Source organism: Parafrankia irregularis (genome assembly GCF_001536285.1).
GTDB classification, from domain to species: domain Bacteria; phylum Actinomycetota; class Actinomycetes; order Frankiales; family Frankiaceae; genus Parafrankia; species Parafrankia irregularis.
Genome location: NZ_FAOZ01000048.1, coordinates 1 through 15,686 on the forward strand (window position 1 = coordinate 1; position 15,686 = coordinate 15,686).

Genomic DNA, 15,686 nt, shown 5'->3' on the forward strand with positions numbered 1-15,686 from the left:
GCAGGGGGTGCAGGGGGTGCTGCCGTGCCAGTGGTGTGGCCGTGACGTGCCGCAGCGGTCCGGCGGCGCCGGCCGTAAGCGCCGGTACTGCGACCCGGTCGAGACCGGCCGGACGTGCCAGGACGAGGCGAAGCGGGCCCGGGCGGCCCGGCGCGCCGCCGGCGGGGTCGGCGGGGACGTCGCCGCGGTGGAGGAGGTGATGGACCGCCTCGGGATGTACGTGGACCGGCTCGCGGACGGTCTGGCCGCCGAGCTGACCCCGGCCGGGATCCAGGCCGCGGTGGCGGCTGCCGAGGCGACGGCCGCCACCCGGATCGCGGCGGCGACCGCGGAGGCGCAGGAGGTCCGCCGGGTCGCGGCCGACCAGGTCGCCGCCGCCACCGCCGAGGCCCAGGCCGCGCGGGAGGCGGCCGTCGCGGCGAGCACCGCCCGGGACGCCGCGGTCGCGCAGGCCGCCGCCGCCACCGAGGACGCGGCGCGGGCCGAGGCGCAGGCCGCCACGGCGCGGGAGACCGCGGCCGCCGCGACCACCGCCGCCCAGGAGGCACGGGCCGCCGCCGCGGCGGCGGTCGCAGACCGCGACCAGGCCCAGGCGGCGGCCACCGCCGCCGAGACCGCCCGTGCCGCCGCGGTCGCCGACGCGGAGGACTCCCGGCGCCGCGCCCAGGCCGCGGACGACGCCCGCGCCGACGCGCAGGCCCGGGCCGCCCAGGCCGCCGCCGAGGCCTCCGCGGCCCGGGACACGGCCACCGCGGCGGAGACCCGGGCCGCGGCCGCCGAACAGGCCTGGCGCACCGAGGCCACCACCGCCGCCCGCGCCACCGCGGCCGCGGAGACCGCCCGCGCCCAGGCCGCCGCGGCCGAGGACCGGGCGGCGGCCGCCACCGCCCGCGCCGAGAGCGAGATCGAGGCCCGCCTGGGCGCCGAGGACACCGCCCGCGCCGCCCAGGCCGCGGTGCTCACCCTCACTCGCGAGCGCGACGGCCTCGCCACCGACCTCACCGCCCTGCGGGCGGCCACCACCGCCGAGCTCGCCGCGCTGCGCGACCAGCTCGACCAGGCCCGCGAACGCGCCGTGCGCGCCGAGACCGAACGCGACGCCCTCCAGGCTGAGCAGACCTCCCGGCCCGCGGCCCGCCGCCGGACACCCAGGACCCCGCCGGCCGACCCGGACCGCTGACCAGCACCGTCAGCACCACAGGGTTCCTCCGGCCCGCGAGCCGGAGGAACCCGGAATCCTCCACGGAGACAGCGCAGGAAGACCCGTGGCACCCGCTCCTCAGCCCGGGTCGTCAGTCCGGGTCGTCACAGATCCGAGCGTTAAAAACGTTCGTTTTTGACTTCATGGTCATGATCGGTTAGCGTCGGGGGTGCGCCACACGGCGTGTGCCCCCGCCAGGTGAACGTCGTTGGGAGACAGGCGAATGCACCAGATACAGGGCCAGCGGCCGGCAGGGACCGCGGCCGGGCTGCGGGCCGGGCTGGAGGCGGTGATGGCCGAGGTCGGCGCGCTGTTCCAGGAACGCGACACGGAGATCCAGATGATCGTGACCGGGTTGCTGGCGGGGCAGCACACGCTGCTGCTGGGCCCGCCCGGCACCGGCAAGTCCGCGATCGTGCGGGAGCTGACCGGCCGGCTCACCGACGCCACCTACTGGGAGATCCTGCTGCACAAGTTCATCGCACCCAGCGCGATCTTCGGGCCGGTAGACCTGGCCGCGTTGACCGCCCGCGGTGAGCACCGCCAAGTGCTGGACGGGCACGCGACCCGCGCGCATGTGGCGTTCCTGGACGAGATCTTCAAATGCTCCGCGGCGGCGCTGAACAGCATGCTGGCGTTCCTGAACGAGCGGATCTACCACCCGGAGTCCGGCGGTGCGCCGATCGGCTGCCCGCTGGTCAGCGCGGTGTGCGCGTCGAACGAGCTGGCCGAGGACGAGACCACCGCCGCGTTGTACGACCGGCTGCTGATCCGGATGGAGGTCGACTACCTGTCCGAACCGGACTCGTTCGACGCGCTGCTGCGCTCCGCGGTCACGACCGGCCCGCCGGCGGCGCGGACCACCGTGGCCTTGGCCGACGTGCAGCACGCCGTTGCCGCTCTGGTGCCGGCGGTGGCCCTGCCCGGCGAGGTGATCGTCGCGGTGCGGGACCTGCGCGCGGACCTGCGCGGCCGGGAGATCACCAGCTCGGACCGGCGGTGGAAGCAGGCCGTCCGGCTGTTGCAGGGCGCGGCCTGGCTCGCCGGCCGCGACCAGGTGGCCGTCGACGACCTGGCGGTGCTCGCGCATGTGCTGTGGGACTCCCCGGCGCACCGCGGCACGGTCGACCGGGTGGTGCGCGGCTACCTGTCGCCGGACGACCGGGACCTGGCCGACCTCGCCGATGAGGTGGACCGGATCGCCGCCGAGCTCGACAAGCTCGTGGCCGCCGGCGACGACGGCAAGCTGATGGACTGGGCGGTCGGGCAGAACACGAAGCTGGCCGGCGCGGCGAAGCGGCTGTTCTCGATCCGGGACGCGGCCGCGCGGGCCGGGCGGACCCTGGGCCCGTACCAGCGGGCGGCGGACCGGGCCCAGCACGTCTACACCCGGCTGCTGTCCGAGGCCCTCGGTGTCGACGCGGACAAGATCCCCAGCCTGGAGGGTCGGGCGGGGGGCCGGCGGTGACCCGGCTTGGCGAGCTGCAGGCCGCGGCCGCGCCGTGGACGCGGCGGCCGGCGCCGCTGGTGCACACCGACGATCAGGCGGACCTGGCGGTCTGGGAGCAGATCGCCGACGAGTGCACCGCGCTGGGCGACGTCGACACCGCGCTGACCGCCCGGTTCGGCATCCCCGGGGTGGCGCGGGATCTGTGGCTGGCCGCCTACGCCCGCAGCCCGCAGCTGCTCGACGCCGGCGAGGTGGAGGACGCCCGCCGGCCGGCGCGGGCGATCCTGGCCGCCCAGCTGGGCAGCCCGGAACACCGCGACCTGCGCCGGCTGTCGACCGGGGACCCGTACCTGGCGGCGATGGCCGTGCTGGCGCAGGCCGCCGTGGTCCGGGCAATGATCGAGAAGCTGGATAAGGCCCCGCAGGGCACGGCGGGGCAGCGGGCACGGGCGAAGCTGCGCCAAGCCCGCCGGGAGGAGACCGCCACCGCGGCGGCGCTGCGCCGGGCACTCGACGCCGCCGCCGACAGCGTCGACGGGGACCCCGACGGTGAGGTGGACCAGCCCCAGGTCGTCGATGTGCAGCGTGCGATCGCCGACGCTGACGGTGCGGCGGCGGACGCGGCCGCCGCCGCCCAGGCCGCGCAGGAAGCGGACGCCGGGGAGGACAGTGACGGCCTGGACGGTGCCCGGGTCCGGGCCGCCGCCCGGGCCGCGGCCGCCCAGGCGGAGACCGAGCTGGTCGCGCAGGCCGCGGCGGCGACCCGGTGGGGGGTGGAACCCGGCCAGCTCGAACGACTGGACGCCAATGAGCGGATGCGCCTGGCGAGGAAGCTGCGCAGCGGGAAACTCGCCGAGTTCGCGCAGCTCATCGGCCGGTTCCGGCAGATGGCCACCGCGCAGCGATCCCGCCGGGTCGAACACGCCAAAGGCGAGTACGTCGGCGTGACGTTGGGCGACGACCTGGCCAGCCTGGTCCCCGACGAGCTGGTGGCCCTCGCCGTACCGGCGCTGCGGGCGCAGTTCGCGATCCGCTACGCCGACCGGCAGCTGATGGTCTACGACCAGCGCGGTGTCGAACACGACGCCCAGGGTGCGATCATCGCCGTGATCGACTGCTCGGTTTCGATGACCAACGACGACGCCCACGGCATCACCGGGGAGGCCTACGCCAAGGCCCTCGCGCTCGCGCTGCTGGACTCCGCCCGCGCCGCCACCCCACCCCGCGCGTTCGCCGCCGTCCTGTTCTCCACCGAGCCGTGCGAGCCGATCGTGTTCCCCGCCGACCGGCCGGTGGACCTGGCCGACCAGATCCAGCTCGCCGAGCTGTTCCCCGGCGGCGGCACCGTGTTCCCCCCGGCGTTGGACGCCGCGGCCGAGCTGCTGGACGCCGAGTTCAACGCCACCGGCCGCGGACGGGCCGACATTGTGATCATCACCGACGGGGCCGCGGAGCTGCACCCCACCTGGATCGCCTCCTGGAAGCAGCGCCGGCACCGGCTCGGGTTTCGGGTGTTCGCGGTCACCGTCGGGGACTGGGCCGACGACCCCGCCGACCTCGACGCGATCTGCGACGACGTCCGCCGCATCGAGGACCTCCACGACACCCACGCCACCGCCGACCTGTTCCGCACCATCTGACCAGCCCGTCCGGCCCCGCACACCCCATCACGTCCGAGGAGGACTGACATGACCCTGACCACCAGCCTGGACCTGCCCACCAGCCCGCAGGTGCCGATCGGGCACACCGCCGACGGGCAGCTGCTCACCGTCGACGGGCGGATCCTGCTCGCCGGCGACGCCGGCACCGGCAAGACCGTCCTGGCCGCCCGCATCACCGCAGCCGACACGGCCCGCTGGGTCATCCACGACCGCCACCGCGACCGCACCTACCCCGTCGCGGACTGGCGGACCACCTACCCCGCCGGGGCCACCAAGATGCTCGACACCGCCTGGTGGCTCGCGCAGACCCCCGACCAGCCGCGGGGCTCCCGCATCCGGCTCACCATCGACGACACCTACCTGCTCGACACCCTCACCCATCCGGTCCTGGGCGGCACCACCCCCGAGGACCTGGCCATGGTCGACGCCGCCGGCATCGACGTGACCTTCGTCGTCACCCAGCCCGACCCGCCACGTCAGCTCCTCGACTCCTTCCCCACCCAGGTCCTGTTCCGCCACCGCGGCCGCTGCCCGTGGCCCGACCTCGCCGACACCCTGTCCGGTCTGCCCGACCACACCGCTCTGCTCGTCCGCCCCACCACCGCCCCGATCGTCGTCACGATCCCCGCCGAGTCCCTCCTCACCTGGCAGGCCTGACCGGACCACCAGCTCGTCCGGCCCGGCCCGGGCCGGACGAGCTGACAAGAACGAGTGTTTTCGACACCACGGGAGCTGACCGTGACCACGCCGACCTCCGAACCGCCCGACCTCACCACCAGCAACGCCGACCTGAACCGCTACCTGGCCGCCACCGCCGGCGGCCAGGACGGCGAGGGGCTGCTGGGCCATCTGGTCATCTACAACGTCACCGACGTGGAGCAATGCGGCGAGACCGAGCTGCGGGAGTGGTTCACCGAGCTCGGACTGGACGTCGGGTTCCTGCCGGGCCCGCCGCGCCAGGACGCCGCGTTCGAGAAGGCCACGTCCGCGGCGAAGGCGCGATACGCCCCCGACGGGCACCGCGGCCGCGCCCACGCCAGCCAGGGCCGCACCGTCACCCTGATGATGCGCAACGTGGCCCGCGATGAGGCCCGGGTCGTACGCCACCTCGTGCGCGAGCTCGCCGACCACGGCGACGAAGCCCTCTCTTACGAGGTCCGGGTCGCCACCGCCGAGTTCGTCCGCGCCACCGACCCGAGCCTGCCCGAGGGCTCCGGGACGATGACACTGGCCACCGACCAGGACACCGTCGACACGTTCGACCCCGCCGAACGCGACACCATCAACGAGCTGATCATGCGGGTGGCGGAGGACTACCGGACCCGCAGCCAGTACGTCTCCGCCGACCGGCTCCGCAAGATGCTCCGCGACTACGTCGAACGTGTGCTCGCCGCGGTGCGGATCCACCCCGGGGTGTACTTCGTGCACCGCCGCCACGCCGCCGCGCTCGCCGACCTACGGACCCTCGCCGCCCGCTTCGGCGCCGAACTCACCCGCGTCCCCCTCGCCGACGCCACCGAGACGCGCAGCATGGTCGACGGCGCGTTCGCCGCCAAAGCCCAGGCCGACCTCGAATCGTTGGCCCGTGACATCGCCCGGGTCCAGGCCGACGGCCCCAAGCCGTACCAGGTCCGACTGCTCCACCAGCGCTACACCGCCGTCAAGCAGGCGGCCGAGCAGTACCAGGCCGACCTCGACACCCACCTCACCACCACCGACGCGACCCTCGGGCTCATCCAGGCCCAGATGGCCACTCTCATGATCAGCGCCGCCGACACCGAGACCACCCCGGCCGACCAGCTCCAGGAGCAGCCGTGACCCCCGACGCCCCGCCCGCTGTGCACCCCCACCACGTCGTGGTCGCCGGCCGCCGCCGGCGGTGGCCGGTCTGCGCGTTCCACGCCGGCGACTGGGAGGCGAACCCGATGAGCGGCCTCGCCGGCACCGACCGGATCGACGGGCTGTGTGGCCAGCCGATCCGCTACGAGATCGTCTACACCGACGGCTCCCGCGCCGGCCTGTGTGCACCCCACACCGCCCACGTCCGCGCCTGCGCCGACTGCGGCGGGCCGGCCCTCACCACGGTCCGCGACGCCACCGACCTGACCACCCGCCCAGACCCGAGGAGAAGCCGCTCATGGCCAGGACCGCGAGCTGCAGGCCTCCCCGACCCGGACGACTCCGACCACTGATCCTGGTCACGCTGGGCCGCCCGTCCCGTGCCGATACACGGGACGGGCGGCCCAGCGTGACGCATGTACGGAGTACTACCGGTTACGGCTGGCGCTCCGGATCGTGATCGTGACCGTGACCTCTTCGATGTGCTCGCCACCGACCCGCTGGGTCGGTGGCGAGTGGACGGGCCTCCGGGGGGCGGGGATGTGGGCACGCTTGGCCCTATTGCGTCGTTTTTCCACCCACGCGACGAGGATCCCGCGGCCCAGCTCGACGAGCAGCGCCGTGAGCGGGACGACGAAACCGTCCGTCACGACAAGGTAGGTCGCGACAGCAGCCAGTACTGTCAGCGACGAGATGCGGGTCCACCACCGTCTAGGAGGACCCGTCTGGTCATCGTGCATGGTGCTTCTCCCTAAACACTCTTCCGGTCTTCTTCCCCGTACTGGTTGCGCCCGAGGACACCCAGGACGCAACCAGCCGGGCCTACCCAGGGGACTGCGCGTTACTTGTGCCCTTCGGTCGCTCTCTCCTTCCCCTCATACGAGAGAACGGAGCGCAACGAGCGGCCTGACGGACAGTCCACACTCTACCGGCCCACCGCGTGGAAGCCGATTCGCAAAGTTTTCCGGAGAATGCACAAACTAACCTGTTATTGGAAATGAAAATCTAGCAGATTAGCACAGTCGGTGCGTCGATGCAAGAACCTGCGACGGCGTGTCGCGTAAAATTTGAAGAGCTTTCACGTTGCTTCGGTTAAATGAGAACAACCGTGCTATAGGAGAGCTCTAGGGTTGGCCGCACCATTATGGTTGAGACTCTATATAGCAAACAAGGGTTCGTGAGAGCTTTGTAAAACCGGCTCGCGGTTGCTATCCTCTACCACTGAGAGGGGTGCTTCTCCCTCTCTGGGCTTCTCGGTACCCTACCCAGGGGCGAAGCCAAAGACCACGGCCCCCGGTCGCAACCTGGGGGCCGTGGCAGCCCTGGTGATCTTGCGTGAGCAGCTTGCTAGCGATCACCTCACAGGGTCGAACGGCTCCGCATCGGGGCCCGCCCCGCTACCAGAGCAAAAAACAACCAACGCTCAACCGTTGAGCAACGCTCGAACAAGAGCTGTGGCGTTATTCGCGGGATAGTTGGCCCCGCATGTGGCTCTTCCTGGGAACATCGGCGTGCGACCCCACCAAAGTGGGGGTCTTGGTGGGCCACCATTTCTGATGATGAAATTTACGATAGCTATGGGAGTAACGCCCAATTCACGGGCGGAGGATAGATATCCATTCTGCTTTTAATTCCCGCCGCTAATGGCCGTGTCGGCATCGCTGTTTTCGCGGCCGGGAATTAGTGTCTACCCATTCCCGGAGTCGGCGAGAGGTGTAGTGGAAGAGGCCCCTTGGGGTGCTGGAACCAATCGCGGAAGTCAGATTCTCGGTCTCTCGAAGGAAGGCCGCTTGCGGGTTAGCTGAAGGTACTCGCGCACATCCATACCGGTCTCGAACTACAGTGCACCCGGCCTGCTCCAGCGCCAGCGGCAGGTCCCCCATCGCCTCGGCGAGGTTGTTCGCGTCGGCTCGCCGAGGTCGGGCACCCGGCGGTCCAGGAACTCCAGGCTCTCCCGACGATCGAACACGTCGACCTCGATCATGTCGACGATGCTCTGCCACCTGCGGTTGCGCGAGGTGACGAGCACCTGGCCCGGCCCGTGCGGCATCAGGTTGCGGATCAGCTCGGGCCAGTCGGCGGGAATCCACCAGATCGGGTCGTAGTGGGCCTGGCAGCGGTATGCGTACTCGATGGCGAGGTGCGTCTTACCGATACCGCCCAGCCCCTGCAGGACATGCGGGAGGACCGCTCGGTCACTTCCACCACGCCATCCAGCGCCGCCGGACCAGTCGCAGCGCCACGCTCACCGCGCGCCCGCCGGCGGGCGAATCTGGGTGCCGCGGTTGGCGAGCTCGGGCACGTGGGTGTACAGCGTGGACCGGCTCACGCCCAGCAGCCGCGCGATCGAGGAGACCGTGGCGTCCGGCTGGGCCAGCAGCGCGCGGGCGTGGTGGATCTGCTCGGTGGACAGGGCGGGTGGCCGGCCGAGGCGCTGCCCGCGGGCCCGCGCGGCGTCCAGGCCCTCGCGGGTGCCCTCCACGATCAGCTCCCGGATGAACTCCGCCAGCGCGGCGAAGACGTGGAACACCAGCCGACCGCCGGGGGTCGTCGTGTCCAGCGCCTCGTGCAGCGACCGGAACCCGACCCCGCGCCGGCGGAGCTCGGTGACCAGGGTGATCAGGTCCTGCAGGGACCGGGAGAGCCGGTCCAGGCTCGGGACCACCAGGACGTCCCCGGGACGTAGGTAGTCCAGGCACGCGGTCAGCTCGGGTCGGTCGGCGCTGCGACCGGACAGTTTGTCGGCGAAGACGCGGATGCAGCCGGCGTCGGCCAGGGCTCGGGTCTGGCGGTCCAGGTTCTGCCCGGCGGTCGACACCCGTGCGTAGCCGACGAGCGCGCCGGCGAGGGCGGGTTCAGGGGCGAGCGGGTCGTCCAGGCCCTCGAGTTCAGACCCACCGATCATCGTCATGATCGAAGTGTACGAAAAACGGTCCAAGAACCGTTGTCCGACACGGAGACTTTCTGACACGTTTTTCAGTCAAGAATCCGGACCGTGGCCGCATGGCGGCAAACTCATCTGATCTTGTCCAAGAAACGATCCATACCCGACAAGATCACAGAGCGGGCGCGGTGGTGATCGGAGAGCAGCACCGACTCGGTCAGCCAGACGAAGCCGGCCAACCCCACCCGCCGGCCGACAATCTGTGCATGAGACCCACCGCGGTGACCACACCCGACGAGCCGAGAGAACCCGACACGGTCCTGGCCGAGGACCTCTCCGACTGCGGCCGGATCGTGGAGACCTTCCGCGACCAGGGCGCAGTCATCATGGACCTACGCGCCATCGACACCGCGACCGCGCAGCGGGTCCACGACTACGCGGTAGGCGCGGCGTTCGCGTTGCGCGCCAACGCCCAGAAGCTCGGCGCCGGCGTCTTCCTGGTCACCACCCGAGACCTGCCTCCCGAGCAGGAACGCCAGCTCCGCCACCGCTACGGATCCTGACCAGGACACCGACCCACACCCGCCACCCCTCGCCTGATCTTGTCCAGGAAGCGTTCCATACCCGACAAGATCAGAACGCGTGTCGATCAGGAACTCCCCGCCGGCGGGTCTTCCCCCTCGCCGCTGTCCGAGGTCACGGGCCGGTGACGCTGCGACCACTTCGTGAGCGACTGCAGCAGCACAGCGGTCGCTCCGATCAGCCCTACCGAGACTCCGCCGATCGCGGTGATCACCCCTGTGGTGCTGTCTCCCCCCGAGGACTCCCCCGGCGGATAGTTGTTGATCACAATCGGCGGGACGGCTGCCGCGGTCGGACGGTCCGACCCTCCTCCCAGAGGCGGCCTCGGCATCTCTGTAGACCCCGTCGTATCCGGCGAATGACTAGTCGACGGTGCTGTAGGCGACCGACTCACCGCCGGTGAGTCAGTCGCCGGCGACTGCATGACCCGTATGACTCGCTGCGCTTCGTCGGCCGACTGAAGCGCGAACAGCGAGGCCAGCAGCCCCGCGAGCAGCCCCATCAGCGTGACCGCAAGAGCCCCCACCAGCAGCAAATCCCCCCGCCGGTCTGGGCCTTCCTGCCTCCGCTGACGATCTCCCCCGTTGTCGGTCATGGAGGAGGTTGTACGCCACCGTCACGAACAGGCCGCGAACCGCGTCACTTCGATCTCAAGGGGAATCGTTCCGTTCCCGACAAGATCGTGAGTGGTGGTGCGGCGCTCGCGCCGTCGGGTCAGCGCACGGGGTAAGGCGGCCAGGGGTCGTCCGGGGGTTCGTCGTGGCGGGCCTGGTGGACGGCGATGCGTGCGGAAAGCGCCGCGCTGGGAAGTTCGGGCCAGCTCCCGCCGGGAGGCGGACGCAGATCCCACGGGCGGGGCAGGGCGAGCTCGTCCTCGGCGGGAGGTGCGAACACCACCGGATCCGGGGTCTCAGCCAGCGCGGGCGGGGCGACGAGGCGGATCCAGCGCTGCCGGGCGCCTTGACGGGTCCGGCCGGTGACCCGTCCGATCTCCCCCCAGCTCGCCCCCGCCTCCACCGCGGCCAGGACGGTGCGGTCCACCGCGGCGACCAACACCCGCTGGGCCTCGGCCATCGCGGCCAGCCGGACCAGCGGATCGGTGGCCTGCGGAGGCAGAGCGAGCAGCCGCCAGACCGCATCGAGATCGTCCACAGCCCGACGCTAGCCAGCACCACCTCGGCGGCAACACTCGTTGCCGAAGTCCGGGAGAGACGTTGTCACCACGTCGTGGTTGGCATGCGGCAACGACTGTTGCCGCCGAGGACGAGCCGACCTCCAGCTGCACCCCCGTACACCGGTGTACAGACCCGGCTGTGTGAATGGCCACCAGAAATGACCCGTCCCCACTAGTGGGGACGGGTCATTTCTGGTGGCCAGACTGTCGACCGTCCGGGGAGCCGCGCGATGCGACAACGAGCATTGCCGGCACGGAGAGACCACCTCACCAGAAATTGGCCGCTCCCATGCATGGGAGCGGCCAATTTCTGGTGAGGCCACAGCGCCGAGGCAACCGTGCCAGCACCCCGGCGCTTCCCGACGACAACAGTCGTTGCCACCGGGATGCGAGGGCATCCGCGCCTTCCCTCCATGGCCGTGCCTGCTCACGCCGGCCGGAATGGTAGCGGCAGCGATGCGGAGGGCATCCCGATGAGCGTCGTCGCCGCCTGCCTGACCGCAGCCTCGCTCCCGATCATCATCGGCATGCTCCTGCGCTATCTACCCGACGCCATCCTGACCCTGCTCGCCGGGATCATCGCGCTGTTCAGTCGCGATGCCACCCGCGTTCGCCGCGCCATGACACTCCTACGCGTCCTGCGAGGCACCCCACCCCAGTCCCGGGACCCCTCCCCACCCACCCAGCAATGATCTTGTCGAGAAACATTCGATTCCTGACAAGATCAGGCGAGGGGTGCTCGGCGGGACTCGCCTAGTTGACGACCTTGTACAGGCTGAAGCCGCCGTAGGCGACAGCGAAGAACAGGATGGCGAGAAGGTCACCGCGGGCGATCAGCTGGAACCCGTGGTCGTGGCAGCGGCTGAGCAGCCCCCGGCGCCGCCGGTAGCACAGCCGGCCGGTCGAGCGGGTCGCCGCGCCACAGCGGGACAGCCAGTACAGCCCCGCGAACCCGGGCAGGAGCACGAGGAACACGAACAGCACGATCATCGCGAGGCCTCTCCGGAGGTAGGCGAGACATCGACGGGCCCGCGCCGCGGTGCCGGGATGCCGGGCAGGATCCGCTCGCCGGCCATCCACCGTGTCAGCAGCTCCCGGTCGACCATCTGGATGCGGTGGCGCTGGCCGAAGGCCGCGGCCGCGTCGGTGAACCGGTTCGAGGTGACCAGCAGTGCGATGTCGGCCTGGTGGTCCGTCCACGCGCAGCCGTTGAAGTCCCGCACCTCGGACGGGCCCACCGGACGGCTGCGGTAGTGCTTGCACTGCACGGCGATCCGGGCCCCGCGTGGGGTGTGGGCGAGCACGTCCACGCCGCCGTCTCCCCGGCCCCCGACCACCCGCACCCGCTGGCAGCCGTCCCGGGTCAGGAGATCCGCGACGTGCTGCTCGAACCTGGCCGGGCTCAACGTGTCGAGATGGGCGGCCGCGGCCCTCCGTCCGATCTCGCGGATCCGGCTGGCGCGCACCGCGCGCCAGACCCCGACGGCAGCCAGCGCCAGGAGCAGCCCGAGCGGAAGCATCCACCAGCCCAGCACCTGCACGAGCACCTGGACCATCACGACGACAGCCACGGCGCAGAACACCACAATTGTCGCCAGATCCCCCCACCCCGGCCCGGGTGATGGGCGCCCTCGCGCCCGGCGAGCACTCGGACGACGACGCGGCGACGAAGACCCCCGATAAGCCACCCATTCACTATTCGCGCACAACACGTCGCATGAGGGTGCTTCGGCGACGTAGCGAGGACATCCGGTCACGCAAACGGCACGAGAACCGGCCCGCGCCCGCCTGTTAGGACGACGAAAACGTGCGTTTTCAATCCTGCGCGCCAAGATGGGGTGCCGGTAAGAAACGTGTCACCAGGTGCAAACGCGGGTGATCTTTAGTTGTGCCTCCTTGTGGTGGTGGGCTGTTGGTGCCTGGCGGGCCGGGCCATGATGTTCGGGCGTGGCCCGGTCACTGGATCTCGATGAGCTCGTCGAGCATTGGATATTGGTGGATGACGAGCGGGAGCTGATCGCTGGCAAGCGTGGGCCGACGCGGCTCGGCTTCGCGGTGATGTTGAAGTTTTTCACGCAGATGGGTCGGTTCCCGCGGGGCCGCAGCGAGGTGCCGGACGAGGCTGTGGAGTACGTGGCCCGCCAAGTCGGTGTCGAACCGGGCGACATGGGCTTCTACGAGTGGACCGGCCGGACGATCAAGTACCACCGGGTGCAGATTCGTGAGCATCTGGGCTTCCGGGAGTGCTCGGTCGCCGACGCGGACCAGCTGGCCGAGTGGCTGGCCGGCCATGTGTGCGAGGCCGAGCGGCGCTCGGAGCTGGTCCGCGGCGAGCTGCTGGCGCGGTGCCGCGCTGAGCGGATCGAACCACCAGCCGCAGGCCGGATTGAGCGGATCGTGCGCTCGGCGCTGCATCAGGCGGAGCAGGCGCTGACTGCCCGGGTCGCCGGCCGGCTGTCCGTCGACGTCGCCGGCCGACTACGGGCGCTGGTCGCGGTCGATGTCCCGGATGACGACACCGGTCAGGACTCGGTGCTGGCGCTGATCAAGTCGGTGCCTGGCAACGTCAGTCTGGACTCGATGCTCACCGAGATCCGTAAGCTGCGGGCGGTCCGCGCGGTCGAGCTGCCCGGCGGGCTGTTCGCGGATGTCGCCCCGCGGGTTGTGGCGTCTTGGCGGGCTCGCGCGGTGGTGGAGTCCCCGTCGCACCTGCGTGACCATCCCGAGCCGCTGATGCTGGCGCTACTCGCGGCGTTGCTGCACCACCGGCTTCAGGAGATCACCGACACGCTCGTCGAGCTGCTGATCTCGACGGTGCACCGGATCGGCGCGCGGGCGGACAGGAAGGTCACCGACGAGCTGGTCAACGCGTTCAAGCGGGTGACTGGCAAGGAGAACATCCTGTTCGCGATCGCCGAGGCCTCGCTCGACAGCCCCGACGGGCAGGTCCGCGAGGTGGTGTTCCCGGCCGTGGCTGGCGGGGAGCAGACGCTGCGGGAGCTGGTGCACGAGTTCAAGACCAAGGGGCCGGTGTACCGGCGCACCGTGCAGACCACGTTGAAGGCCTCCTACTCCAACCATTACCGGCGCGGGCTGATCGCGCTGCTCGGGGTGTTGGAGTTCCGGTCGAACAACGACACACATCGGCCGGTTCTCGACGCCCTCGACCTGATCCGTCGGTACGCCGACACCCGGCTGACCTACCTCCCGGCCGGCGAGTCCGTGCCGACCCACAAGGGGCTGCTCGGCGACTGGACGGAGCTGGTGTTCACCGACCCGGCCAAGGGCCCGAAGCGGGTCGTCCGCGGCGTGTATGAGATCTGCACCTTCCAGGCGCTGCGTGACAGTCTGCGGTGCAAGGAGATCTGGGTCGTCGGCGCGGAGAAGTGGCGCAACCCCGACGAGGACCTGCCGGCCGGATTCGAGGCCGACCGGGCCGGCCACTACGCCGCGCTGCGCAAGCCGCTGGACCCGACCGTGTTCATCGACCAGTTGCGTGAGGAGATGCGCGCCGAGCTGGCAGCGCTCGACCTCGCGGTGCCGAAGCTGCCCTGGCTGGAGATCGCCGAGCGGGGCAAGAACGGGCCGATCAAACTGAGCGACCTGGATGCCGCGCCCGAGCCGCGCAACCTGCGCCGGCTGAAGGCCGAGGTGCGGTCCCGGTGGGGCACGGTGCCGCTGATCGACATGCTCAAGGAGGCGGTGCTGCGCACCGGCTGCCTCGCGGCCGCGACCACCGCGGCCGGCCGCGGTGACCTGCCCCCCAAGATCCTCGCCGAGCGGTTGATGCTCGCGATCTACGCCTACGGCACCAACACCGGCATCCGCGCGATCGCCGGCTCCGCGCAGAACGGCCACAGCGAGGACGACATCCGCTACGTCCGGCGCCGCTACCTGACCACCGAGCTCGCCCGCACGATCGCCATCGAGATCGCGAACGCCACCTTCGCCGCCCGCGAGCGGCAGGTCTGGGGCGCCGGTTCGACCGCCGTGGCCAGCGACTCGACGCACTTCGGCGCGTTCGACCAGAACATCTTCACCGAGTGGCACTCCCGCTACGGCGGCCGCGGCGTGCTGATCTACTGGCACGTCGAGCGCAAGAGCATGGCCATCCACTCCCAGCTGCTCACCTGCTCGGCGTCCGAGGTCGCCGCCATGGTCGAAGGCGCGATGCGCCACGACACGGCGATGAAGGTCGAGGGCAACTACGTCGACTCCCACGGCCAGTCCGAGATCGGCTTCGGCATCACCCGGCTCCTCGGCTTCGACCTGCTACCCCGCATCAAACGGATCAACAAGGTCCGCCTCTATCGGCCCGCCGCCGGCGCACCCGACGCCTACCCCCAGCTCACGCCGGCGCTAACTCGGCCGATCCGCTGGGACCTGGTCGCCGAACAGTACGACCAGATGATCAAATATGCGACCGCGATCCGGACCCGCACTGCCTCCGCCGAGGCAATCCTGCGCCGCTTCACCCGCACGAACGCGATCCACCCCACCTACCAGGCCATGATCGAGGTCGGCCGAGCCCAGCGGACCCTGTTCGTCGCCCGCTACCTGCGCGACCGCGACCTGCAACGCGAGATCAACGAAGGCCTCAACGTCGTCGAGTCCTGGAACCGCGCCAACAGCGTCATCTTCTTCGGCAAGGGCGGCGACATCGCCACCAACCGCCGCGACGAACAAGAGCTGTCCGTGCTCTGCCTGCGGGTGCTGCAGGCCGCCCTGGTCTACGTCAACACGCTGATGGTCCAGGACGTCCTCGCCGACGACTGGACCGACCAGCTGACCGACGCCGACCGACGCGGCCTCACGCCCCTGTTCTGGACCCACGTCGCCCCGTACGGCGAGGTGAAGCTCGACATGACCAGCCGCCTGGTGCTCAGCGAGTGAAC

The 15,686-nt window shown here is 70.7% G+C and carries 15 protein-coding genes; 9 read left to right on the forward strand and 6 right to left on the reverse strand.

Features of this window, described 5'->3' with window-relative positions; translation table 11 throughout:
* The 6 genes from AWX74_RS40460 to AWX74_RS36375 form a co-directional block, all read left to right on the forward strand.
* Positions 1-1,180 (forward strand): hypothetical protein (locus AWX74_RS40460; protein WP_091286292.1); only part of this gene is annotated, 1,180 nt, incomplete at its 5' end.
* 244 nt (positions 1,181-1,424) lie between these two features.
* Complete coding sequence (locus tag AWX74_RS36355; RefSeq protein WP_226933256.1) at positions 1,425-2,669, forward strand: AAA family ATPase; 1,245 nt, start codon at positions 1,425-1,427, stop codon at positions 2,667-2,669.
* Entirely contained in the window at positions 2,666-4,291 is a 1,626-nt protein-coding gene (locus AWX74_RS40465) for a vWA domain-containing protein (protein WP_091286298.1), read from the forward strand. The genes AWX74_RS36355 and AWX74_RS40465 overlap by 4 nt, the downstream gene beginning before the upstream one ends.
* Before the next feature lie 48 nt (positions 4,292-4,339).
* Positions 4,340-4,969: a hypothetical protein gene (locus AWX74_RS36365; RefSeq protein ID WP_091286303.1), complete on the forward strand. Its 630-nt coding sequence runs from the start codon at positions 4,340-4,342 to the stop codon at positions 4,967-4,969.
* A gap of 81 nt (positions 4,970-5,050) precedes the next feature.
* Positions 5,051-6,130: a DUF6744 family protein gene (locus tag AWX74_RS40470; RefSeq protein WP_165615944.1), complete on the forward strand. Its 1,080-nt coding sequence runs from the start codon at positions 5,051-5,053 to the stop codon at positions 6,128-6,130.
* Positions 6,127-6,504 carry a hypothetical protein gene (locus tag AWX74_RS36375; protein ID WP_091286310.1) on the forward strand — a complete coding sequence of 126 codons (378 nt, stop codon included), beginning with the start codon at positions 6,127-6,129 and terminating at the stop codon, positions 6,502-6,504. Before AWX74_RS40470 ends, AWX74_RS36375 begins: the two co-directional genes overlap by 4 nt.
* A 75-nt stretch (positions 6,505-6,579) precedes the next feature.
* Here the strand turns inward: AWX74_RS36375 and AWX74_RS36380 are convergent, their stop codons facing one another.
* From AWX74_RS36380 to AWX74_RS36390, 3 genes are all read right to left on the reverse strand, one after another.
* Positions 6,580-6,891, reverse strand: a complete 312-nt coding sequence (locus AWX74_RS36380) for a hypothetical protein (RefSeq protein ID WP_131799635.1) — start codon at positions 6,889-6,891, stop codon at positions 6,580-6,582.
* Positions 6,892-7,988: 1,097 nt separating this feature from the next.
* Entirely contained in the window at positions 7,989-8,201 is a 213-nt protein-coding gene (locus AWX74_RS41830; RefSeq protein ID WP_226933257.1) for a hypothetical protein, read from the reverse strand.
* A 195-nt stretch (positions 8,202-8,396) separates the two neighbouring features.
* On the reverse strand, positions 8,397-9,056 hold the full coding sequence (locus AWX74_RS36390) for a recombinase family protein (protein ID WP_091286449.1): 660 nt from the start codon (positions 9,054-9,056) through the stop codon (positions 8,397-8,399).
* A 245-nt stretch (positions 9,057-9,301) separates the two neighbouring features.
* Here AWX74_RS36390 and AWX74_RS36395 point away from each other — a divergent pair, with 245 nt between their 5' ends.
* On the forward strand, positions 9,302-9,598 hold the full coding sequence (locus AWX74_RS36395) for a cell division protein SepF (protein WP_091286453.1): 297 nt from the start codon (positions 9,302-9,304) through the stop codon (positions 9,596-9,598).
* A gap of 733 nt (positions 9,599-10,331) precedes the next feature.
* Here the strand turns inward: AWX74_RS36395 and AWX74_RS36405 are convergent.
* The gene (locus AWX74_RS36405) at positions 10,332-10,769 is read right to left on the reverse strand and encodes a hypothetical protein (protein ID WP_091286323.1); all 438 of its coding nucleotides are present in this window, start codon (positions 10,767-10,769) and stop codon (positions 10,332-10,334) included.
* Positions 10,770-11,264: 495 nt separating this feature from the next.
* Here AWX74_RS36405 and AWX74_RS36410 point away from each other — a divergent pair, with 495 nt between their 5' ends.
* Positions 11,265-11,483, forward strand: coding sequence for a hypothetical protein (locus AWX74_RS36410; protein ID WP_091286326.1), 219 nt, complete (start codon positions 11,265-11,267; stop codon positions 11,481-11,483).
* A 61-nt stretch (positions 11,484-11,544) separates the two neighbouring features.
* On the opposite strand, the gene AWX74_RS36415 is transcribed toward AWX74_RS36410, so the two are convergent.
* Both AWX74_RS36415 and AWX74_RS36420 read right to left on the reverse strand, forming a co-directional pair.
* Positions 11,545-11,781 (reverse strand): hypothetical protein, encoded by a 237-nt coding sequence (locus tag AWX74_RS36415; protein ID WP_091286330.1) that lies wholly within the window; start codon positions 11,779-11,781, stop codon positions 11,545-11,547.
* Entirely contained in the window at positions 11,778-12,362 is a 585-nt protein-coding gene (locus AWX74_RS36420; RefSeq protein ID WP_242666582.1) for a restriction endonuclease, read from the reverse strand. Before AWX74_RS36420 ends, AWX74_RS36415 begins: the two co-directional genes overlap by 4 nt.
* Positions 12,363-12,738: 376 nt before the next feature.
* On the opposite strand from AWX74_RS36420, the gene AWX74_RS36425 reads away from it, so the two are divergent.
* Positions 12,739-15,684, forward strand: a complete 2,946-nt coding sequence (locus AWX74_RS36425; protein ID WP_091286333.1) for a Tn3 family transposase — start codon at positions 12,739-12,741, stop codon at positions 15,682-15,684.
* Positions 15,685-15,686 lie beyond the last annotated feature (2 nt).